The sequence below is a fragment of the Crystallibacter permensis genome (assembly GCF_025960875.1).
Lineage (GTDB): Bacteria > Actinomycetota > Actinomycetes > Actinomycetales > Micrococcaceae > Crystallibacter > Crystallibacter permensis.
On the sequence record NZ_JAODLR010000028.1, the window covers coordinates 1 to 20,935 of the forward strand.

General features: G+C 64.6%; 18 protein-coding genes. 13 read left to right on the forward strand and 5 right to left on the reverse strand.

Going from position 1 to position 20,935, the window contains the following annotated elements; genetic code table 11:
* Positions 1-135: 135 nt before the first annotated feature.
* From B0G38_RS20930 to B0G38_RS20940, 3 genes are all read right to left on the reverse strand, one after another.
* On the reverse strand, positions 136-1,470 hold the full coding sequence (locus B0G38_RS20930) for an MFS transporter (protein WP_264671240.1): 1,335 nt from the start codon (positions 1,468-1,470) through the stop codon (positions 136-138).
* 229 nt (positions 1,471-1,699) lie between these two features.
* Positions 1,700-2,173, reverse strand: coding sequence for a nucleoside deaminase (locus B0G38_RS20935; protein WP_264671241.1), 474 nt, complete (start codon positions 2,171-2,173; stop codon positions 1,700-1,702).
* 157 nt (positions 2,174-2,330) lie between these two features.
* Positions 2,331-3,878, reverse strand: coding sequence for a purine-cytosine permease family protein (locus B0G38_RS20940; RefSeq protein ID WP_264671242.1), 1,548 nt, complete (start codon positions 3,876-3,878; stop codon positions 2,331-2,333).
* A 108-nt stretch (positions 3,879-3,986) separates the two neighbouring features.
* Between B0G38_RS20940 and B0G38_RS20945 the strand changes: the two genes are divergently transcribed.
* Positions 3,987-5,495: a PucR family transcriptional regulator gene (locus B0G38_RS20945; RefSeq protein ID WP_264671243.1), complete on the forward strand. Its 1,509-nt coding sequence runs from the start codon at positions 3,987-3,989 to the stop codon at positions 5,493-5,495.
* A 41-nt stretch (positions 5,496-5,536) separates the two neighbouring features.
* Here the strand turns inward: B0G38_RS20945 and B0G38_RS20950 are convergent, their stop codons facing one another.
* Positions 5,537-6,208 (reverse strand): GntR family transcriptional regulator, encoded by a 672-nt coding sequence (locus B0G38_RS20950; RefSeq protein ID WP_264671244.1) that lies wholly within the window; start codon positions 6,206-6,208, stop codon positions 5,537-5,539.
* Between the two features lie 136 nt (positions 6,209-6,344).
* Here B0G38_RS20950 and glyA point away from each other — a divergent pair, with 136 nt between their 5' ends.
* The 10 genes from glyA (at position 6,345) to B0G38_RS21000 (ending at position 18,621) form a co-directional block, all read left to right on the forward strand.
* Positions 6,345-7,643 carry a serine hydroxymethyltransferase gene (gene glyA, locus B0G38_RS20955; RefSeq protein WP_264671245.1) on the forward strand — a complete coding sequence of 433 codons (1,299 nt, stop codon included), beginning with the start codon at positions 6,345-6,347 and terminating at the stop codon, positions 7,641-7,643.
* A complete protein-coding gene (locus B0G38_RS20960) occupies positions 7,643-8,860 on the forward strand; it encodes a sarcosine oxidase subunit beta family protein (protein WP_169997161.1) in 1,218 nt (405 codons plus the stop codon). The genes glyA and B0G38_RS20960 overlap by 1 nt, the downstream gene beginning before the upstream one ends.
* A 14-nt stretch (positions 8,861-8,874) precedes the next feature.
* Positions 8,875-9,204 carry a sarcosine oxidase subunit delta gene (locus tag B0G38_RS20965; protein WP_264671246.1) on the forward strand — a complete coding sequence of 110 codons (330 nt, stop codon included), beginning with the start codon at positions 8,875-8,877 and terminating at the stop codon, positions 9,202-9,204.
* A complete protein-coding gene (locus B0G38_RS20970) occupies positions 9,201-12,128 on the forward strand; it encodes a sarcosine oxidase subunit alpha family protein (RefSeq protein WP_264671247.1) in 2,928 nt (975 codons plus the stop codon). The genes B0G38_RS20965 and B0G38_RS20970 overlap by 4 nt, the downstream gene beginning before the upstream one ends.
* The gene (locus B0G38_RS20975; RefSeq protein ID WP_264671288.1) at positions 12,121-12,750 is read left to right on the forward strand and encodes a sarcosine oxidase subunit gamma; all 630 of its coding nucleotides are present in this window, start codon (positions 12,121-12,123) and stop codon (positions 12,748-12,750) included. The genes B0G38_RS20970 and B0G38_RS20975 overlap by 8 nt, the downstream gene beginning before the upstream one ends.
* On the forward strand, positions 12,750-14,150 hold the full coding sequence (locus B0G38_RS20980; protein ID WP_264671248.1) for an L-serine ammonia-lyase: 1,401 nt from the start codon (positions 12,750-12,752) through the stop codon (positions 14,148-14,150). Before B0G38_RS20975 ends, B0G38_RS20980 begins: the two co-directional genes overlap by 1 nt.
* A 25-nt stretch (positions 14,151-14,175) precedes the next feature.
* Positions 14,176-15,033 (forward strand): formyltetrahydrofolate deformylase, encoded by an 858-nt coding sequence (gene purU / locus B0G38_RS20985; RefSeq protein WP_264671249.1) that lies wholly within the window; start codon positions 14,176-14,178, stop codon positions 15,031-15,033.
* A gap of 161 nt (positions 15,034-15,194) precedes the next feature.
* Positions 15,195-15,821: a TetR/AcrR family transcriptional regulator gene (locus B0G38_RS20990; protein WP_264671250.1), complete on the forward strand. Its 627-nt coding sequence runs from the start codon at positions 15,195-15,197 to the stop codon at positions 15,819-15,821.
* Positions 15,818-17,428 (forward strand): MDR family MFS transporter, encoded by a 1,611-nt coding sequence (locus tag B0G38_RS20995; protein WP_264671251.1) that lies wholly within the window; start codon positions 15,818-15,820, stop codon positions 17,426-17,428. Before B0G38_RS20990 ends, B0G38_RS20995 begins: the two co-directional genes overlap by 4 nt.
* Before the next feature lie 35 nt (positions 17,429-17,463).
* Positions 17,464-18,621, forward strand: a complete 1,158-nt coding sequence (locus B0G38_RS21000; protein WP_264671252.1) for an LOG family protein — start codon at positions 17,464-17,466, stop codon at positions 18,619-18,621.
* Positions 18,622-18,678: 57 nt separating this feature from the next.
* Here B0G38_RS21000 and B0G38_RS21005 read toward each other — a convergent pair whose 3' ends face one another.
* Positions 18,679-19,794: a VIT1/CCC1 transporter family protein gene (locus B0G38_RS21005; RefSeq protein ID WP_264671253.1), complete on the reverse strand. Its 1,116-nt coding sequence runs from the start codon at positions 19,792-19,794 to the stop codon at positions 18,679-18,681.
* Positions 19,795-20,172: 378 nt separating this feature from the next.
* Here B0G38_RS21005 and B0G38_RS21010 point away from each other — a divergent pair, with 378 nt between their 5' ends.
* Together B0G38_RS21010 and B0G38_RS21015 are read left to right on the forward strand one after the other, a co-directional pair.
* Positions 20,173-20,580 carry a YidH family protein gene (locus tag B0G38_RS21010; protein ID WP_264671254.1) on the forward strand — a complete coding sequence of 136 codons (408 nt, stop codon included), beginning with the start codon at positions 20,173-20,175 and terminating at the stop codon, positions 20,578-20,580.
* A 2-nt stretch (positions 20,581-20,582) separates the two neighbouring features.
* Positions 20,583-20,933 carry a DUF202 domain-containing protein gene (locus B0G38_RS21015; RefSeq protein ID WP_264671255.1) on the forward strand — a complete coding sequence of 117 codons (351 nt, stop codon included), beginning with the start codon at positions 20,583-20,585 and terminating at the stop codon, positions 20,931-20,933.
* Positions 20,934-20,935 lie beyond the last annotated feature (2 nt).

Here is a 20,935-nt window from a genome sequence, read left to right on the forward strand (position 1 = left end):
CAGCTTCTGCTTGGTGCCGTTGTGCAGGACCTTCAGGCGCTCGAGCTCGGCGACGGAGTTGGCGGGAGCAGCTGCGATGGACATTGAATCTCCTAAAGAATCAGTTATTGATGTAGCGATGGGTGGGGGAAGCATTTATTCGTGCCGCAGCGGTTCGTTGCTGGTTTCGCGGGAGAGCGAGACAGCGACCAGGGAGATGATCGCGGCGGCCACGAGGTAGAACGCCGGCGCCAGGTTGCTCGCGGTCGCGGCGATCAGCAGTGTTGCCATCATCGGCGCGGTGCCGCCGAAGAGGGCGTTGGAGAGGTTGAAGCTCACCGCGAAGCCGCTGTAGCGTACGCGGGTCGGGAACATTTCGGCCAGGAAGCTGGGCAGCGTGCCGTCGTTGAGGGTCAGCATCGCGCCGAGCAGGATCTGGACCAGGACGATGACCAGGAAGTTGCCGGTGCCCAGCAGGCTGAACGCAGGAACGGTCAGCACGATGAACAGCACGGAGGCGGTGATGAGGACCTTCTTGCGGCCGAACCGGTCCGAGAGCATGCCGGTCAGGAAGATGAAGCCGATGTACGTCAGCAGGGCGATTGTCGTCGCGATGTAGGACTCGGTGGCGCCCAGGCCAAGTTCCTGTGACAGGTAGGTGGGCATGTAGCTGAGGATGACGTAGAAACCGACGGCGTTGAGCAGCACCGCGCCGACGGCCTGCAGCAGCTGGCGCCAATGGGTGCGGAACATGTCCTTGACCGGCGCCTTCACGGCGTGGTCTTCGGCGGCCAGCGCCCGGAAGGCCGGGGTGTCTTCCAGCCGGGTCCGGATGTAGCGGCCGATCAGGCCCATCGGGGCGGCCAGCAGGAACGGCAGCCGCCATCCCCAGTCCTGCATCTGGCTGTCATCGAGCAGCCCGGTCAGCAGCGCCGCGAGCAGCGAGCCGAGCAGCAGGCCGGTGGCGGTGCTGGCCGGCACGACGGCGGCATATAGACCGCGCCGGTTCGGCGGGGCGTACTCGACGAGGAAGGCCGACGCGCCGGCGTATTCACCCGAGGCGGAAAAGCCCTGCACGACCCGGATGATCAGCAACAGGATCGGGGCCCAGATGCCGATCGTCGCGTAGCCGGGGATCAGCGCGATGCAGAACGTGGCCGCGGACATGATCAGGATTGACCAGGACAGGGCGGTCCGCCGGCCGATCCGGTCGCCGATATGCCCCCAGACAAAGCCGCCCAGAGGCCGCACCAGGAAGGAGATGGCGAAGAGCGCGAAGGTCAGCAGGAGCCCGGTCTGCGGATCGGACTCCGGGAAGAACACGGCCGTGATGGTGACGGCGAGATAGCCGTAGACCGCGTAGTCGAACCACTCGACGAAGTTACCGATAAAGCTCGCGGCGATGACCTTGCGCCGGGTGTCCCGGCCAACGTTCGGCTCAAGCCGGCGCTGGCCGCTGAGGGAGGGATCACCGTCATTGGAAAAGGCCACAGCGGGTACATCTTTCGTTCCTGGAACGGGGGCGCCATTGCCTGCCCGAGTTTTGCTTAGTTTCATGGGGGAAAACCATCCAGATTTTGGTGGAGTTGCATTCACTGCAACAGTGTTGCGTCAACCATAAGATGTGCCCTGTGTCACTGTCAATCCTTTTGGGCAAAAGAAAGCGCCCTTCCCGGAGTTTCCGGGAAGGGGCGCGCAACAGCGTTGTTCTTACGGCAATTTACTTGAGCTGGTTCAACTGGTTCTCGGTGAGTTCGCCAATGTCTTCCGCCCACAGCTCCGGCTGGGCCTGCTGGAAGTCCTGCATGAGCTGTGTGCACCGCTCATCGTTGAGGACGATGACCTCAACACCCCGTGACCGCAGAAGGTCCAGTTCACCTGGAAAAGTGGTGGATTCGCCAACGACGACGGTCGGGATTTTGAACTGGATGATCGTTCCGGCGCACATCGCGCAGGGCGCCAGGGTGGTGTAGAGAACGGTGTCCGTATAGGTGTTCTGGCGGCCGGCTGCCCGAATGCAATCAATTTCTCCGTGGGCAGTAGGGTCCCCTTGCTGAAACCGTTGATTGTGTCCCGTGGCGATCAACTGGCCGTTTCGCTCGAGGGCGGCGCCTATGGGAACACCACCCGTTGACATGCTCTTTCGTGCAGCTTCCACGGCGGCTTCGAAACTGGGTCGTGACAAGGTAGGCATGCTGCTCCGGTTCGGTTGGTTGTGTCTTTAACTGGGAAACGTCTGTACGGCCGGAGCTGAGTGCCAGCTCCGGCCGTACAGGGGAGAGTGTCAAGTAACTGCAGGCATAAGGCTGCACTCCCAAGGATTACTCATTGACTTGCTGATGGGAAGGCCGTCAGGACACGCCGCCGTGGGTTGCATCCAGATGGCGGCCGCGCTCCTTCTCTTTAGGCACAGCTGCGGGCTCCGGCATGGAAAGGTTGGAGATGCTGGCGGCATAGCGGCGGTGGATGCGCGGGCCGAGAATTGCGTACACCGTGGCGCTGGTCAGTCCGCCGGCGAGCCAGGACAGGTCCAGTCCGCCCATGGCGACGGCGATGGGGCCCTGCGTGGCCGGGAGAATGCCATACATGAACAGCCACGTGGCGAAGATGCCGGCAAACAGGGCGGTCACTCCTGCCCAGTTCACGACGGGCAGCCTGTGGGTGCCGATGGGGTCGAAGAGGCGGGTCGGGTCCTGGGGCTGGCGGCGCTCAATGCCGTAGTAGTGGACCAGCATAATGCCTCCCCAGGATGCAACCCAGGCGACGAGCCCAATGAGCCACGAGTCGAGTATGGCCGCGAAGTTGGTTTGGTAGATGAAGAAGATGACTGCGATCAGGGCGAAGACGCCGACAATCAGGTTCAGGACGCGTCGCTTGACGCGTACATCGAGGGCCTGTGCTGCCACCGAGAACGTGTAAATGTTCAGGATGTTCGTGGCGATGGGGCCGTGCAGAACCATCAGCAGGACGGGGATGGCCAGAGCTCCGTAGTTTTCCACGATGAGCTGCCCGGGATCAATGCTTCCGCTCTTCGTTGCGAGACTGGCGCCGAGTACGCCGAGCCATACGACCGGGATGAACTGGCCCAGCACCGAAGCCAGGTACAGACGTTTCTTCGAGGTCTTGGTGCTCACGAAGCGTGAGTAGTCCGCCGCGTAAGTGAACCAGGTGATTCCCCAGCCGATTCCGATGGCGGTCATGACGGCGCTCATGGCTGCGATACGTTCGGTGCCCGTGAGGATTTCTCCTACCGGACCGGCATAGCTCCAGTCGATATCCATGCCGAACCACGCGACAGCGGACATGGCGATGAGGACCAGGATCGTGGGCGGAACGGTCCAGCGTTCGAAGGCAGCGATGGCTTTGTAGCCGAAGAAGGCGATCAGGACCTGCAGCCCCATGATGAGTGCGGCAACGCCGATCTTCCAGGCGTAATTTTCCTGGGTCGGGTCTACCCAGCCGATGCTCCCGAACAGGGCCATGACCAGGTCGAGGATGATCCAGGTGTTGACTGCGCACCAACCGATGCCCAGTGTTGCCTGGATGGTAGCCGGTATGTAGTTGCCTCGGCGGCCGAATGCTGCACGTGCAAGGACCATTCCGGTGGCGCCGGTTTTCTGGCCGAGCAGGACGAAGAAGCCGAACAGCACCATGCCGATCAAGTTGCCGAGGACGAGGACCGTTACGGTGTCGGCGAAACCGAGGCCGAGGTTGATGCCGAGAGCTCCGAGAACCCAGTTGATAGGCGCGAGGTTCGCGCCTGCCCAGATCCAGAATTGGCCTGACACTTTGCGCGTCCGGGAGGACTCGGGAATGCACTGCAGGTCTTGCTCCACGTCGTCGTGCGACGTAGAACCTGTGGTGGGGGAAGAAGGGGTGCCCTGTTGGTTCTGAATCATTAGATTCCTCCGGTGAGTTTTGGGACTGCGTCAATGCTATGTGGGATGAGTCACATGATCTATATTCGATATGTCGCATAGGCACTAAATGAACTGGACAAAACGTCAATGAACATTGAGCTCGATGAGGTACTCAACCACGAGGCGTTCCGAAGGGCTGGTCCTATTGTCCGTGCGGGCGCCGCGTTTGTGCCCGGACGCCAGGTGCGGTGGGTTCATTCAAGCGAAGTCATGGATATCGCTCCGCTGCTCAGCGGCGGAGAGCTGCTCCTGACCGGCGGTGTAGAACTCGCAGCTGCATCCGCGGAACAGCGGCAGCAGTACATCCGCGACCTCGCTGCCCGCAGTATTGCCGCCCTCGGCATCGAATCCGGCGGACCATTGAAGACAATTCCCGCTGATCTCATCCAGACAGCCGAGGCACATGAGTTGCCCCTGATTGAACTGCGGAAGGTTGCACCCTTTGTGCAGATAGCCCAGTCCATCAACAGTCTCCTGGTCACCCGATCGGTCGACCTTCTGCGCCAAGCGGATGTTCTGTCCCAAAATCTGGCAGCCGAGCTGGCGAACGGTGGAGGCTTGAAGGAGCTCCTGCAGCTCCTTGCCAGAGAGATCCCGGCCGATGTGACGGTCCTGGACGGGGCAGGAACGGTCATCGAGCAGGCAATGGCGCCGGCGGCTGCCGAAACCCAGTCCGAAGGCGATCTCCCTCCACTCGAATTCGATATCTCCCAGCGGGGTACGGTGACAGCTTCCTTGCGCCTCTGCCCCAAAACGGATGGCGACAGCTCATGGGCGCAGGTTGTCGGTGACCGGGCAGCGAGCATCCTGGCGCTGGCGTTGCATGGACGGCACACGCCGGATCTTGTGGACGTTGCGGGCAAGGAGTTGGTGCGATCTATTTTGGGCGGAGTCCAAGGCCAGCGGCTGAGGCAGCTTTGCCGAACAGCCGGAATGGATCCCGACGACCAGTTTGTGGTCGTTCTCGGTAGGCCGCTGGGAGCCGGCTGTCGTTGGGCCGGCGTCGAGCGGCTGGTCCGCAAATACCAGACAAAGGCCATTGTTTATGTCCAGCAGCAAGAAATGGTCGCTGTGGCAGCCCTTCCCGCAAAGAGGTCGCGTGCCCGCCGGGCAACGTTATTGTCTGAATTAAAAGCGGGTGTGGTCGACCAACCCCAGGTATTGGTGGTCGGTCCCGTGTCGGCGGGGATTGCCGATGCCGCGCGCTCCCTTGCGGAGACGAGGCTGACTTTCGATCTGGCCCCCGCGGGGACTGGGCCTGGTTCCGTTATCGACGCAGATGCTTTCGTGATAGAACGTTTGGCGTCCCAAGCTTCCGGCGACGAAGCAATACATCACGTGGTGGATGAGCTCCTCGGCGGGCTCATTGCACACGATGACGCCCGACGTTCGCGCTTGCTCGAAACGCTTGACGAATGGTTGGCCTCCGGCTGCAACACGGCGGAAACTGCGCGGGCGATGCACCTTGAGCGCCAGTCTTTGTACAACCGGTTGGAGAAGATTTTCGAGCTCATCGGCGGGGACCCCCGCGGTACCGACAGACTAGCGGGGCTTCATCTGGCCGCACGGCTTGGGCGCTATTTCCGTTCGTCCTGAGCCGGATTGGCGCCACCGGATGCCCGGTCTTCCGTCGAAAACTAGAGAACCTTCCGGATGGTCTCTTCGAAACTCGTGACGTGTTCCAACGCTAAAGTGCCGGCTTTGTCTGTATCGCCGGCAACAATCGCGTCCAGCAGTTCCACGTGTTCGGTGATGTGGCCGGCGATCGATGGTACGCGGTCCAGCACCAGGCACCAGATGCGCGTGGCGAGATTGTCCAGCCGGATGAGGGTTTCTTCCAGATGCTGGTTGCCCGCGGCTTTGTAGATTAGCCGGTGCACGCTCAGGTCGTAGCGCATCAGCGCATGCTTCTGGGGCTTCTGGCCGTCGAGGCGTTCAATGTCGCGGGCCAGATTGTGCAACTCTTCCTTGACCTCGGAACTGGCCATCCGGGCGGCCCGCCGGGCAGCCAGGGGCTCAAGCGCCTGCCTCAGTTCCGAAACATCGGCCAGGGCGGTGATGTCAACGATGGTGGCAAAGGTTCCTCTGCGCGGATAGGAGGTGACCATGTGGTCGATCTCCAAACGCTTGAGCGCCTCGCGGACAGGCGTACGGCCGATGCCCATCTCGGCGGCCAGTTGCCCGTCATTGATCGGTTCCCCGGGGCGGATGTCCAGCATGATGAGTTTGTCCCTGAGTTCACGGTAGGCGCGCTCGGCCAGCGAGAGGGACAGATCGGCACTGTGGGCCGATTCAGCAATGATGCTCATGGGCTCGCTCCTTGGCTGGGCGGGATTCTTGCCGACAAATTTTACGGCTGTTGACAGGCTGTGATCACCATCATACTATTACAACCAGTTCTGATATATCAGATACACATTAGTTGTTTTTCAAAGGAGAGAACGAATGGTGTCTACCCTGACCACCCCGCTGGCAAGCGCCGATCCAGAGGTCGCCGCAGCCATTGGCCAGGAGTTGGATCGCCAGCAGTCGACGCTGGAAATGATCGCTTCCGAGAACTTCGCCCCGACCGCAGTGATGGAAGCCCAGGGCTCTGTCCTGACCAACAAGTACGCCGAGGGCTACCCCGGACGGCGCTATTACGGCGGCTGCGAGCACGTCGACGTAATCGAGCAGTTGGCTATCGACCGGGTCAAGGAACTCTTCGGCGCTGAGGCCGCCAACGTCCAGCCGCACTCCGGTGCGCAGGCCAACGCCGCCGCTATGTTCGCGCTGCTGAACCCGGGCGACACGATCCTCGGCCTGGACCTGGCCCACGGTGGCCACCTGACGCACGGAATGAAGCTCAACTTCTCCGGCAAGCTCTACAACGTTGTTTCCTACGGAGTGTCCGAGGAAGACCACAAGATCGATATGGCCGAAGTTGAGCGCCTAGCGGTCGAGAGCAAGCCGAAACTCATCGTGGCCGGCTGGTCCGCTTACTCCCGTCAGCTGGACTTCCCCGAGTTCCGGCGCATCGCCGATCTTGTCGGCGCCTACCTCATGGTCGACATGGCGCACTTCGCCGGGCTGGTCGCTGCCGGACTGCATCCGAACCCGGTGCCGTACGCCGACGTCGTTACTACCACTACCCACAAGACCCTCGGCGGTCCCCGTGGCGGCGTGATCCTGTCCAAGCAGGAGCTGGCCAAGAAGATCAACTCGGCTGTTTTCCCCGGCCAGCAGGGTGGGCCGCTGGAGCACGTGATCGCGGGCAAGGCCGTTGCGTTCAAGATGGCCGCGTCACCCGAGTTCAAGGAACGTCAGCAGCGGACGCTGCAGGGCGCGCGCCTGCTGGCCGACCGACTGCTCCAGGACGATGTGGCCTCGGCCGGCATTAGCCTGGTCAACGGCGGAACCGACGTCCACCTGGTGCTGGTGGACCTGCGCAACTCGGAGCTGGATGGCCGGCAGGCCGAAGACCGGCTGCACCGCGTGGGCATCACCGTCAACCGCAACGCCGTCCCGTTCGACCCGCGCCCGCCGATGGTCTCCTCCGGCCTGCGGATTGGTACGCCGGCGCTGGCTACGCGTGGCTTCGGCGATGCCGAATTCGCCGAGGTCGCCGACATCATTGCCACGGCTTTGACCCATGAACTAACCGAGGAACTGACCTCGGAGCTCCAGGACCGGGTCACCGTCCTGGCCGATAAATTCCCCCTCTACCCGAACCTGAATGCTGATACTTCGAACGGAGCACTGTAATGGCTGATCTGCTGCCAGAGCACCCGGATTTCCTGTGGCGGAATCCTGAGCCCAAATCTTCGTACGACGCCGTTATTGTTGGCGGCGGCGGACATGGCCTGGCTACCGCGTACTACCTGGCCAAGAACTTCGGTATGACTAACATCGCCGTGCTGGAGCGCGGCTGGCTGGCCGGCGGGAACATGGCCCGCAACACCACCATCATCCGCTCCAACTACCTGTGGGACGAGAGCGCGGGCATCTACGAGCACTCGCTGAAGCTGTGGGAGCAGCTGCCCGAGGAACTGGAATACGACTTCCTCTTCAGCCAGCGCGGCGTCATGAACCTCGCGCACACCCTGCAGGACGTGCGCGAGAGCGTGCGCCGCGTCAACGCCAATGTGCTCAACGGTGTGGACGCGGAGTGGATCACCCCGGAACAGGTCAAGGAACTCTGCCCGATCATCAACACCGGGGATGACATCCGCTACCCGATCATGGGCGCGACCTACCAGCCGCGCGCCGGCATCGCCAAGCACGACCATGTGGCCTGGGCCTTCGCACGCAAGTGCGACGAGATGGGCGTGGACATCATCCAGAACTGCGAGGTCACCGGTTTCATCAAGGACGGCAACCGCGTGGTCGGCGTCGAAACCAACCGCGGCCGGATCAATGCCGGCAAGGTGGCCCTGGCCGGGGCCGGACACAGCTCCGTGCTGGCCGAACTGGCCGGTTTCGAACTGCCCATCCAGTCCCACCCGCTGCAGGCCCTGGTCTCCGAGCTGCATGAGCCGGTCCACCCGACGGTCGTCATGTCCAACCACGTGCACGTCTATGTCTCCCAGGCACACAAGGGCGAACTGGTCATGGGCGCGGGCATTGACAGCTACAACGGCTACGGCCAGCGCGGCGCTTTCCATGTGATCGAGGAGCAGATGGCTGCCGCCGTCGAGCTCTTCCCGATCTTCGCCCGTGCCCACGTGCTGCGCACCTGGGGCGGCATCGTGGACACCACCATGGACGCATCCCCGATCGTGTCCAAGACCCCCATCGACCAGCTCTATGTGAACTGCGGTTGGGGCACCGGCGGATTCAAGGGCACCCCGGGTGCCGGCTTCACCTTCGCCCACACCATCGCGATGGACGAGCCGCACCCGCTCAACGCCCCGTTTGCCTTGGACCGATTCGAAACCGGGCACCTGATCGACGAACACGGCGCCGCAGCCGTAGCCCACTAGGAAGGAAAACCACGATGCTTCTGATTGAATGCCCCTGGTGCGGGCCGCGTGACGAAACCGAATACCACTACGGCGGCGAGGCCCACGTGGCCTACCCCGCAGATCCGAACCAGCTCAGCGACGAGGAGTGGTCGAAGTTCCTCTTCTACCGCGCCAATCCCAAGGGCCTCTTCGCCGAACGCTGGGTGCACAGCACCGGCTGCCGGCGCTGGTTCAATGCGGTGCGTGACACCGTCAGCTATGACATCAAGGCCGTGTACAAACCCGGCGAGAAAAAACCACAGATCGACGCCGGTAACGTAGCCGGCGCCAAGGTCCAGTCAGTTAAAGGAGGAGCGAAGTGACCGCCCCCAGTGCCAACCAGTCCCAGCGGCTCGCCGTTGAAGCGACAGCCGCTGCGCGGATCGACCGCACCAAGCCCCTGGCCTTTACGCTCGACGGCGAGGCATTCAGCGGCTTCGCCGGTGACACGCTTGCCTCGGCCATGCTTGCTGCCGGCAAGGTCACGGTAGGGAATTCGCTCTACCTCGACCGTCCCCGCGGCATCCTCTCCGCCGGTGTGGAAGAAGCCAATGCCCTGGTCAAGATCAGCGCGCGCTTCGAAAGCCACGTGGACGAGTCCATGCTGCCGGCAACCACCGTGGAGCTGACGGACGGCATGGACGCCAAGCTGCTTCAGGGCCTGGGCCAGCTGGACCCGCGCACGGACAAGGCCGTGTACGACCGCAAGTACGTGCACACCGACGTCCTGGTTGTCGGCGCCGGCCCCGCCGGCTTGGCCGCAGCCCGCGAAGCTGCCAAGAGCGGTGCCCGCGTCATCCTGATGGATGAGCAGCCCGAAGCCGGCGGCTCGCTGCTGTCCGGCCGGGATGAAGTCATCGACGGCCTGCCCGCCCAGGACTGGATCGCCCGGACCACCGCCGAACTGGCTGCCGCCGAGGAAGTAACCTTCCTGTCGCGCACCACCGCGTTCGGCAGCTACGACAGCAACTTCATCGTCGCTGTGCAGCGCCGTACCGACCACCTGACCGGCGAACTCGGTTCCGGCGTTTCCCGCGAACGCATCTGGCATGTCCGCGCCAAGCAGGTGGTGCTCGCCACCGGTGCGCACGAGCGCCCGATCGTCTTCGCGAACAATGACCGCCCCGGCATCATGCTGGCCTCCGCCGTGCGCAGCTACCTGAACCGCTACGCCGTGGCGGCCGGACACAAGGTTGTCGTCGCCACCACCAATGACTCCGCCTACAAGCTGGTTGCGGATCTGCAGGCGGCCGGCGTCGGAATTGCGGCCGTGGTCGACTCCCGGGCTGAGGTCAGCGGCGACGCGGCCGACGCCTTGGCAGCGGCGGGCATCCGCCTCATCACCGGCAGCGCCGTGGTGGACACTGAAGGCAACAACGACGGCGGAAGGATCAGCGCCGTCGTCGTGAGCGGTCTGGACGCCGACGGGCAGCTGACCGGTGAGCCGGAAACGATCGAAACGGATCTGCTGGCAGTCTCCGGTGGCTGGACCCCGGTGGTCCATCTGCACAGCCAGCGTGAGCGCCAGCTGAAGTGGGATGAGGCGCTCGCCGCGTTCGTCCCCGGCCGCGAGGTCAAGGACCAGCAGACCGCAGGTGCCCTCAACGGCAACCTGGATCTGGCCGGCTGCCTTGAGGAGGGAGCCCAGGCCGGTGCTGAGGCCGCCACCCGGGCAGGCTTCCGCGCCAACGCGCTGGTTCCCGCCGCCGCACCCGAAACCCTCGCCCCGAGCCGCCCGCTGTGGCTGGTTCCGGGACTTGAGGGTGAGGTCGCAGACTGGAAGACCCACTTTGTGGACTTCCAGCGCGATCAGACCGTGGCCGACGTGCTGCGGTCCACCGGTGCCGGCATGCGCAGCGTGGAGCACGTGAAGCGCTACACCTCGATCAGCACCGCCAATGACCAGGGCAAGACCTCCGGCATCAACGCCATCGGTGTTATCGCGGCGGCGCTGAACAACACCGACGTCGGCAGCATCGGCACCACCGCCTACCGCGCCCCTTACACGCCGGTAGCCTTCACGGCACTGGCCGGGCGCCAGCGCGGGGAGCTCTTCGACCCGGCGCGGCTGACCTCGATCCACCCGTGGCATGTGGCCCACGGTGCCTTGTTCGAGGATGTCGGACAGTGGAAGCGCCCCTGGTACTTCCCGCTGCCGGGCGAGGACATGGACACGGCCGTGCTGCGCGAATGCGCCGCCGTGCGTGAGAGCGTCGGCTTCATGGACGCCACCACGCTTGGCAAGATCGAAATCCGCGGCAAGGACGCCGGTGAGTTCCTCAACCGGATGTACACCAACGCGTTCAAGAAGCTCAAGCCGGGGCTGGGCCGCTACGGCCTGATGTGCACTCCTGACGGCATGATTTTCGACGACGGCGTGACCCTGCGCCTCGACGAGGACCGCTACTTCATGACCACCACCACCGGCGGAGCCGCTAAGGTGCTGGACTGGCTGGAGGAATGGCTGCAGACCGAATGGCCGGAACTGGACGTGGTCTGCAACTCCGTCACGGAGCAGTACACCACCGTTGCCGTGGTTGGACCGAAGTCCCGCGCCGTGATCGCCAAGCTGGCGCCGGAGCTGGACCTGGACAACGACGCCTTCCCGTTCATGGCCTTCAAGGAAACCACGCTCGCGTCCGGTATTCCGGCACGCATCTGCCGGATCTCGTTCTCCGGCGAGCTGGCGTTCGAGATCAATGTGTCCTCCTGGTACGGACTCAAGGTCTGGGAAGACGTGGCCGAAGCCGGTGCGGAGTTCAACATCACCCCGTACGGCACCGAAACCATGCACGTGCTCCGCGCCGAAAAGGGCTTCATCATCGTCGGCCAGGACACGGACGGCACCGTCACCCCGCAGGACGCGGGGATGGAATGGGTGGTCTCCAAGGTCAAGGACTTCGTGGGCAAGCGCTCCTACTCGCGGGTGGACAACCTGCGCGAGGACCGCAAGCAGCTGGTCGGCGTCCTGCCGGTGGACAAGTCGTTCCGCCTGGAAGAGGGTGCGCAGCTGGTCAACCAGGGCACCCGCATCGCCCCGGCCGAAGCGCCGGTGCCGATGGAAGGCCACGTGACCTCCAGCTACCACAGCGCCGCGCTGGGCCGTAGCTTCGGCCTGGCCATGATCAAGAATGGCCGCAACCGCATCGGTGAGACGCTGCAGGCCCCGCTCGGCGGGCAGCTTGTGGACGTCGTCATCGCAGAACCCGTACTTTACGATCCCGAAGGGAGCCGTCGTGATGGCTGAACAGGTATTGACCGATATTGCAGCGCTGCGCCGCAGTCCACTGGCACATCTGGAAGAGGCAATCCGTGAAGGTGCCGTGTCCGGCGAACGGGGCGTGAGCCTGCGCGAAATCCCGTTCCTGAATATGGTTGGCCTGCGGGCCGAGCCGGGTTCGGCCGGCGCCAAGGCACTTGAGGCAGCCCTGGGCCTGCCGCTGCCGGCCGGCCATGGACAGGTGACGGGCTCCGTTGACGGAACCGCCCTGTTGTGGCTGGGCCCGGACGAGTTCCTGCTGGTCGGCCCGGAAGGCTCCAACGCCACCACGGCGCTGACCGAAGCCCTCGGGGCCGAGCCGGGCGCCGTCGTCGATCTCTCGGCGAACCGCACCACGGTGGAACTGACCGGACCCTCGGCACGCGCCGTGCTGGAGAAGGGCTGCCACGTGGACCTGCACCCGCGGGCCTTCACACCCGGCACCGCGGTCATGACCCAGCTCGGCCCGGTGCCGGTGCTGCTGTGGCAAACGGCTGAGGAAGGCGGGTCGCAGACCTACCGGATCCTGCCGCGCGCCTCCTTCGCGGACTACACCGCCCGCTGGCTGCTGGACGCCATGACGGAGTTCGCTTCGCCCGAGGTACCGTAATGGCGCTGAGCGCACTTGATCTGTTTTCCGTTGGCATCGGCCCCTCCTCATCGCACACGGTGGGGCCGATGCGGGCGGCCAAGCGGTTCACCGACGGCTTGGTCCGGGACGGGCAACTGACCGCAGTTGCCCGCGTCCGGGCCGAGCTGTTCGGCTCCCTGGGTGCCACCGGCTTCGGCCACGGCTCGGACAAGGCCGTGGTGCTGGGCCTGCAGGGCCAGGACCCGGAGACGGTGGACACGGATACGGCCGACGCCCAGGTCCGGGACGCCGTCGCGGCACGGAAGCTGGCGCTGGCAGGGGAGCACCCGGTGTCCTTCGACTGGGACGCCGACGTGATCCTGCACCGGCGCAAGGCCTTGCCGGCACACCCGAACGGCATGACCTTCTTCGCTTACGACGACGCCGGAGACCTGCTGCGCGAACGCACCTACTACTCGGTAGGTGGCGGCTTCGTGGTGGACGAGGATGCGGCCGGAGCGGACCGGATCGTCGAAGACACCACCGCCCTGCCCTACCCGTTCACCACCGGTGCCCAGTTGCTGGCGCACTGCCGGACCGAAGGCCTCTCCATCGCCCAGGTCATGCTCGCCAACGAGCTCACCTGGCGCAGCGAAACCGAGCTCCGCTCACAGCTGCTGCACATCTGGGCGGTCATGCAACAGTGCGTGGAAAACGGCTGTACCCGCACGGAGGAGAGGTTGCCCGGGGGACTGAAGGTCCGCCGTCGTGCTCCTGAATTGCGGCGCAAGCTGCGCCAGACCGAGGCAGCGGCCGCCACCAGCGGCAGCCCGCAGTCGGATCCGCTCTGGGCCATGGAATGGGTCAATCTTTACGCGCTGGCGGTCAATGAAGAAAACGCCTCCGGCGGCAGGATTGTCACCGCGCCGACCAACGGGGCGGCCGGCATCATCCCGGCCGTGCTGCACTTCTATACCCGGTTTGTCCCGGGTGCGGATGGCGACGGCGTGGTCGAGTTCCTGCTCACGGCGGCGGCAGTGGGTATCCTCTTTAAGGAGAACGCGTCCATCTCCGGTGCAGAAGTCGGTTGCCAGGGCGAAGTGGGTTCGGCCTGCTCCATGGCCGCCGGCGCGCTGTGTGCGGTGCTGGGCGGCACACCGGAACAGGTTGAAAACGCTGCCGAAGTCGGCATCGAGCACAACCTGGGGCTGACCTGTGATCCTGTAGGAGGGCTGGTGCAGATTCCCTGCATCGAGCGCAACGCGATCGCCAGCGTCAAGGCGATCAACGCCGCGCGGCTCTGCCTGCAGGGGGACGGTGAGCACAAGGTCTCTCTGGATCAGGCCATCAAAACGATGCGCGAGACCGGCAAGGATATGAAGATCAAGTACAAGGAGACCTCCCGTGGTGGCTTGGCCGTCAACGTCATTGAGTGCTGAACAACAACCCGCTCCGGGGGCCGAGGTGGCGAGTGAGCTGGTGCTGACCCTGGACTGCCGGGAGGCCCCGGGCATCGTGCACGCGGTCAGCGGAGTGCTGCTGGAACACGGCTGCAACATCGTCGAACTCAAGCAGTTCGACGACAGGCGCCTGGGCCACTTCTTCATGCGGGTCCATGTGGCCTCCTCGACCGGGGAGGCGCTGGACGAGGAAGCGCTGCGCAAGGACTTCGGGCCGGTGGCCGAACGTTTCGGGATGAGCTGGGAGCTCGACCGGCACGGGGCCAAGCGGCGCGTGATGATCATGGTTTCCAAGTTCGGGCACTGCCTGAACGACCTGCTGTTCCGTGCACGCACGGGGGAGCTGCCGGTGGAGATTGTCGCCGTGGTGTCCAACCACCGCGACCACCAGCGGCTGGTGGAGTGGCACGGCATCCCGTTCTTCCACATCCCGGTCACCCCGGACACCAAGCCCGAGGCCGAGGCGAAGCTGCTGGAACTGGTGGACCGTTTCGAGGTGGATCTGGTGGTCCTGGCCCGCTACATGCAGGTGCTCAGCGACTCGCTGGCCACCCGGATGGCCGGCCGCGTGATCAACATCCACCACTCCTTCCTGCCCAGCTTCAAGGGGGCCAAGCCGTACCACCAGGCGTACGAGCGCGGCGTGAAAACCGTGGGCGCCACCGCGCACTACGTCAACAGCGAGCTGGATGAGGGCCCGATCATCGCCCAGCAGCTGGTGGACGTGGACCACACCTTCGGCCCCGAGGACCTGGTTGCGGCCGGGCGGGATACCGAATGCAAGGCGCTCTCCAACGCCGTGAAGTGGCACTGCGAAGGCCGCGTCATCCTGCACGGAAACCGGACCGTAGTGCTGCGCTAATCTGACACGGCGCAGCCTGCGGCACCGCTGGCTAACAACGACGGCGGCTCTCACCTTTTCAGGTGAGGGTCGCCGTCGCTGTTTAACCGCCCCGGCGTGACCTTTTGCACTCCTGAAACTTTGCAGTTGTGTATTTTTGCAGTGACTGCAATAATGGTTCGGTGAGTCAACTACTTTCCCTGCGGGACCGCAAACGCGCCGAGACCTGGGCGGCACTGCACTTGTCCGCATCCGGCACCGCCCTGGACAAGGGGCTGGAATGCGTGACCGTGGACGCCGTGGCGGCCGACGCCGGCGTTTCCCCGCGTACCTTTTTCAACTACTTCGCCTCCAAGGAAGACGCCGTACTTGGACTGCAGGAACCTTTCGTCGACGAGTCCATGCTGGCGGAATTCGATGTTGACGGTGACCTGCTGGCAAGCGTGAGCCATCTGATGCACGCCGTGACCCGCACTATCCACGGCAGCGCAGACGAGGACGGCAACCGGTGCCGCGAGGTCATCTGCAGGTATCCGCAGCTGATGCACCGCCGGTTCCAGTACATCGTCAAGGTTGAGCAACTCGTCACCGATGCGGTGGCCGAACGGCTCGCCCAGTCGAGCAGGTGGGCCACCGCCCCGGCCGGCAACACCGTGGACGACGTCGCCAAAATGCTTGTCCTCGTCGCCGGTGCAAGCCTGCGCTTTGCCATCCAAAAAACCACATCCCATCCCACCCGCGAATCCCAGTCCGAGGCCCTCGATCAGGGCATGGAACTGATGCGCAACATTCTGAAGGAACTTCTGTGAGCAAACCCGCAAGTGTCGAAAGCGGCGCGCAGCACGGCAAACTGGCGCTGGTCTTTGTGGCCCTGGTGCTGGCCATGCTGCTTGCCGCGCTGAACCAGACCATCCTGGGCACGGCCCTGCCAACCATCGTCGGCGAACTCAACGGTGCCAACCTGATGCTGTGGGTGATTACCGGCTACATCCTGGCCTCCACCATCATGATGCCGATCTACGGCAAGATCGGCGATCTGATCGGCCGCAAATCCCTGCTCATTGGGGCGATCCTCGTCTTCCTGGTCGGTTCCATCATCGGTGCGCTGGCCCTCGACATGACCTGGCTCATTGCCGCCCGCATCGTCCAGGGCCTGGGCGGCGGCGGCCTCATGATCCTCTCGCAGGCCATCATTGCCGACGTGGTGCCCGCCCGCGAACGCGGCAAGTACATGGGCTGGATGGGCGGCGTCTTCGCCTTTTCCTCCGTGGTGGGCCCGCTGATCGGCGGCTGGCTGACGGAGGGCCCGGGCTGGCGCTGGACCTTCTGGTTCAACGTACCGGTTGCCGCGCTGGCCCTGCTGGGCGCGATCTTCTTCCTCAAGACACCGGCCAAGACCAGCCGGCCCAAACTCGACATCTGGGGCATCCTGCTGATGGCCACTGCCACCACCGGACTGGTGTTGGTCAGCAGTTGGGGCGGGAGCACTTACGACTGGTCCGACCCGGTCATCATCTCCCTGATCGCCGGCACCGTGCTGGCTGCGTTCCTCTTTGTTCTGGTGGAGCGCCGCACCGCGGAACCGATCATCCCCATGGAGCTGTTCCGGGACCTCAACTTCAACCTGACCACGATTTCCGGCCTGCTGGTTTCGGTGGCGATGTTCGGCGCCATTGGCTACATGCCTACCTATCTGCAGATGGCCACCGGGGCCACCGCTACGGAGGCCGGCCTGCTGATGATTCCGATGATGGGTGCGCTGCTGGCAGCCTCCGTGATCTCGGGCTCGCTGGTGTCCAAGACCGGCCGGTACAAGTGGATGCCCATTGCCGGTTCGGCCATCCTCGCGGTCGCGCTGGTGCTCATGGGGCTGGTCCACGCCGACACCGCGGTCTGGCATATCTGCCTGAACCTTGGCCTGCTGGGCCTGGGGTTGGGCCTGAACATGCAGATCCTCGTGCTCATTGTGCAGAACTCGTTCCCCGCGCGGCAGGTGGGGACGGCGACGGCGGCCAACAACTTCTTCCGCCAGATCGGCGCCACGTTGGGCTCCGCCGTCGTCGGCAGTCTCTTTGCCTCGCGGCTGGTGGGCTTCCTGAACGAACGGCTGCCTGCTGATGCCGTTGCCGCCACCGGTGGCGGCAACTCGCTGACCCCGGAAATGGTCCACGGCCTGCCCGAAGCCATCCAGACACCGATCGTCGAGTCCTATAACGAGGCACTCATGCCGCTGTTCGCCTTCATGTTCCCGCTGGCCCTGGCTGCCGCCGTGCTCTGCCTGTTCATCAAGGAGAAGCCGCTGGCAACCTCGCTGGAGCCGGAAGTGATGCCGGAGGCGCTCGCGGAGGGCAACGTGCTGATCACGGCCAACGACGACGGCGAAGCCGTCCGGCAGGCCGAGCCCAGCCGACACTGAACCACGGCTGGACAAGCGGTGGCTAAGCTTGCTCCATGGGCGCATCACCAGCACTGCATAAAGAGCCGCGGGTCCTCGAAATCGAGACGCTTGAGCAGTTCGACCGGCTCGTAGCGGAGGGCGCCAAGACGCTGCGGGCCGGGGCAGGGCAATCCTTGAGCGGCTGGCACTTCCAGTCCGTGGACCTGCGGGAACGGACCGGCGTGCTGCGGGACCTGGATCCCTCCGGCGCGATCTTCCTCGGCTGCGACTTCGAGCCCGGAATGGAGGAGTGGCTGCGCTCCCGCGGCGCGCTGCTGTTCCCCGTTCTTCCCGGTATCCCGTTCGATGCCTACCGTGCCGCGGTGTATACGCCCGCCGAACTCTTCGATGGCCTGTCCGAGGCGGAGTATGAGGCGACGCCGGACGCGCTCATCTACGCCTGGTCCACGCAGCCTGCTGCCCGGGTGAATCTCGATGCCACCCTCGCGGCCAGCCTGCATGACCACGCCGTCGGCGATGCCATGGACGCGTTGTTCGACGGCCCGGGCTTCAACGGCCGGAAAGTGGTCGGCGTGATGGGCGGGCATGCTGCGGAGCGGGGAAGCGCAACGTACGACGACGCGGCCCGCCTGGGCAGGCAGCTCGCGAATGCAGGGTGTGCAGTGGCGACCGGCGGTGGACCGGGTGCGATGGAGGCCGCGAATCTCGGGGCCTACCTGTCATCGGCGGAGGACAGCGCTTTCGCACAGGCGCTTGCCTCGCTGGCCGAAGTGCCTTCCTTCCGCCCCTCCGTAACGGCCTGGGCCAGGGCGGCGGCGCGGGTCCTCGAACAGCACCCCGCCGGCGTCGTTAATCTTGGCATTCCGACTTGGCACTACGGGCACGAACCGCCGAATCTCTTCGCCACGCACATAGCCAAGTACTTCGCCAATGCCATTCGTGAGGCCGTGCTGCTGGAGCGGTGCGACGGCGGCATCGTCTTCCTGCCCGGCGCGGGCGGAACAGTGCAGGAGATCTTCCAGGACGCGTGCGAAAACTATTATGCGACGCCGGAGAAGCTCTCGCCGATGATCCTGGTCGGCGCTTCGTACTGGACCGAGGAGCTTCCCGTGTGGCCGCTGCTGCAGTCGCTGGCCCGCGGACGGGCGATGGAGGAGGCTATCCATTTGGTCGACTCGGTGGAGGCGGCGGTGGAGCTCACGGCTCCATAGTTTCCGGGGCAAGCGCAGTTCCTCGGCCAGCTCAGTTCCTCGGCCAGCCCGGAAGTGTCAGGCGACCCCGGTCCCGAACAGCAGGCCCAAAAGATAGGTTGCCAAGGCTGCCCCGAAGCCGATCCCCAGCTGCCGCATCGCCCGATTGAACGGCGAAGCTCCGGAGAGCAAGCCGACGATTCCTCCGGTCACGAGCAGCGCCAGGCCAACAAGAACCAGCGAGACCAGTATGGCCGGCAGGCCCTGCAGACCGAAGATGTACGGCAGGATCGGAACGAGCGCACCGCTGGAGAAGAACAGGAAGCTGGAGATGGCTGCATTCCAGCCGGTACCGATCTCCTGGTACTCGACCTCCTCAAGCCCGGGGTGCAGGGATAGGCTGGGATCACAGTCGCAGTCCAGATATCCCATCCGTTCCGCTGCCCGGTGCTCGGCCGCTTCAGGGGTCATGCCGCGTGCCCGGTAAACCAGAACCAGTTCATTGGCTTTCAGATCCAGGTCCGGAGCCGCGGTCAGCGTGATCTGGGTTGGCTTTGTTGCACTGAGCAGTTCGCGCTGGGAACGCACGGAAACGTACTCGCCGGCGCCCATGGACAGCGCCCCGGCCAGCAGGCCGGCGATGCCGCTGAAGAGAATGAAGCCGCTGGAGACGCCGGTGGCGCCGATGCCCATGATCAGGGCCAGGTTCGAGACGAGTCCGTCATTGGCGCCGAAGACCGCGGCACGGAAGTTTCCGGACAGCCTTGCCCGGCCGCGGGTGGCGAGACCACGGATGACCTCTTCGTGGATCAGCTCATCGGCGGCCATCGCATTCGTGGCGGCCGGTTCGGAACTGTAGGGGGAGCGGCCCTCGGCGCGCTGCGCCAGCGCCATGACAAAGACCGAGCCGAACCACCGCGCCATGGTGCGCAGCAGACTGCGCCGGAAGGATGGCCGCGCAGGCTTGTCCGCGTGTTCGCCGAGCAAGTCGCGCCAGTGCTGTTCGTGCCGGCCTTCGGCTTCGGCCAGTTCGAGCAGGATGGCTCGTTCTTCGCCGTCGCGGCGCCGGGCCAGGTCCCGGTAGATGGCCGCTTCGGCGCGTTCGTCGGCCAGATAGCGGCGCCAGAGTCTGATATCCCGGCTCGACGGCGGGGCCTGGCTGGATTGGGCGGGTCCTTCGCGGGAAGGGCTCATGGTGGCGATGCTCCTGATCATGGACCGGAGACGGGATGGCTCCGGCCAGCTATACGGCAACTGACCGAAGGTCTCGCTCGCCCGAAGCCTGCCGGATTGATGCAGGATCAGGTGGACTGCCGGGCCACCATCGTGCTGGCCAGTATGTCGACAGGCCTCCACGCCGTTCCATGGCAGAACTTCCCGATAAACCGGAAATTCGCCGACAGGCGGTGGAGCTACTCCCCTTCGCAACCTTCATCATACCGTGGCAGGTCCCGAAGTTCCCTGAGGCAGGGCGTTAGCCGGCACACAGGCCAGGGTTCATGGGGGTGGACCCCGGGGTAATGGGCGACCCGCGATGCCGGGATGAAGACAGGCCGCCGTTAGGATGGAGCCGTGGCTACCTCGGCATCTCCTACCCCGGATCCCGCACCCGGACGCGGCAAGTTCTCCACCAGGCTTTTGCATGGCGGCGCTGAACCGGACCCGCGTTTCACCCTGGCCAACGAGCGCACCTTCCTGGCCTGGATCCGCACCTCGCTGGCGCTGCTGGCCGGCGGCATCGCCGTCGAGGCGTTCACCACCGAACTGTTCATCACCGAGGTCCGCAAGACGGTGGCCATCCTCCTGCTGGTCCTGGCCATGGTGATCGGTGCCGGCGCCTTCTTCCGGTGGCTGAACGTGGAGCGGGCCATGCGGCACAAAACCCCGCTGCCGTTGCCGCTGATCGCGCCCATCCTGGCCATCGGCGGGGCAGTGGTCGCGGCGATCCTGGTGGTCTTCGTCGTCCTGAGGCCCCTCTGACCATGGCCCCGCGCCAAGGTCCCGCACCCGAACACAACGACGCCGGACTCCAGCCCGAGCGCACGTCCCTCGCCTGGGGCCGGACCACCATGGCGATGGTTGTTGCCGCCGCGATCTTCCTACGCTGGATGCCGCACCACGGCTGGTTCGCCGGGATCCTGGTAGCCGTCACGCTCATGACGGCCCTGGCCATCAACCTCACCCAGAAAATCCGGTACCACCGCGCTGTCCGCGGCATTGCCTCCGAAACGGTACACGCCGACGTCGTTGGTGTCCTTTTTACCTCCGCCAGCGTCTTCGTCCTGGGGGCGCTGGGTATTTACACGGTGCTGTTCCTGCCCGTGGGTGGCTAGCC

Excerpts from the sequence above, each read along its gene's own strand:
- B0G38_RS21005 (WP_264671253.1), bottom strand. The coding sequence starts at position 19,794 with ATGAGCCCTTCCCGCGAAGGACCCGCCCAATCCAGCCAGGCCCCGCCG.
- B0G38_RS20950 (WP_264671244.1), bottom strand. The coding sequence starts at position 6,208 with ATGAGCATCATTGCTGAATCGGCCCACAGTGCCGATCTGTCCCTCTCG.
- B0G38_RS20965 (WP_264671246.1), top strand. The coding sequence starts at position 8,875 with ATGCTTCTGATTGAATGCCCCTGGTGCGGGCCGCGTGACGAAACCGAA.
- B0G38_RS20960 (WP_169997161.1), top strand. The coding sequence starts at position 7,643 with ATGGCTGATCTGCTGCCAGAGCACCCGGATTTCCTGTGGCGGAATCCT.
- B0G38_RS21000 (WP_264671252.1), top strand. The coding sequence starts at position 17,464 with ATGGGCGCATCACCAGCACTGCATAAAGAGCCGCGGGTCCTCGAAATC.
- B0G38_RS20945 (WP_264671243.1), top strand. The coding sequence starts at position 3,987 with ATGAACATTGAGCTCGATGAGGTACTCAACCACGAGGCGTTCCGAAGG.
- B0G38_RS20980 (WP_264671248.1), top strand. The coding sequence starts at position 12,750 with ATGGCGCTGAGCGCACTTGATCTGTTTTCCGTTGGCATCGGCCCCTCC.
- glyA (WP_264671245.1), top strand. The coding sequence starts at position 6,345 with ATGGTGTCTACCCTGACCACCCCGCTGGCAAGCGCCGATCCAGAGGTC.
- B0G38_RS20935 (WP_264671241.1), bottom strand. The coding sequence starts at position 2,173 with ATGCCTACCTTGTCACGACCCAGTTTCGAAGCCGCCGTGGAAGCTGCA.
- B0G38_RS21015 (WP_264671255.1), top strand. The coding sequence starts at position 20,583 with ATGGCCCCGCGCCAAGGTCCCGCACCCGAACACAACGACGCCGGACTC.
- B0G38_RS20975 (WP_264671288.1), top strand. The coding sequence starts at position 12,121 with ATGGCTGAACAGGTATTGACCGATATTGCAGCGCTGCGCCGCAGTCCA.
- B0G38_RS20940 (WP_264671242.1), bottom strand. The coding sequence starts at position 3,878 with ATGATTCAGAACCAACAGGGCACCCCTTCTTCCCCCACCACAGGTTCT.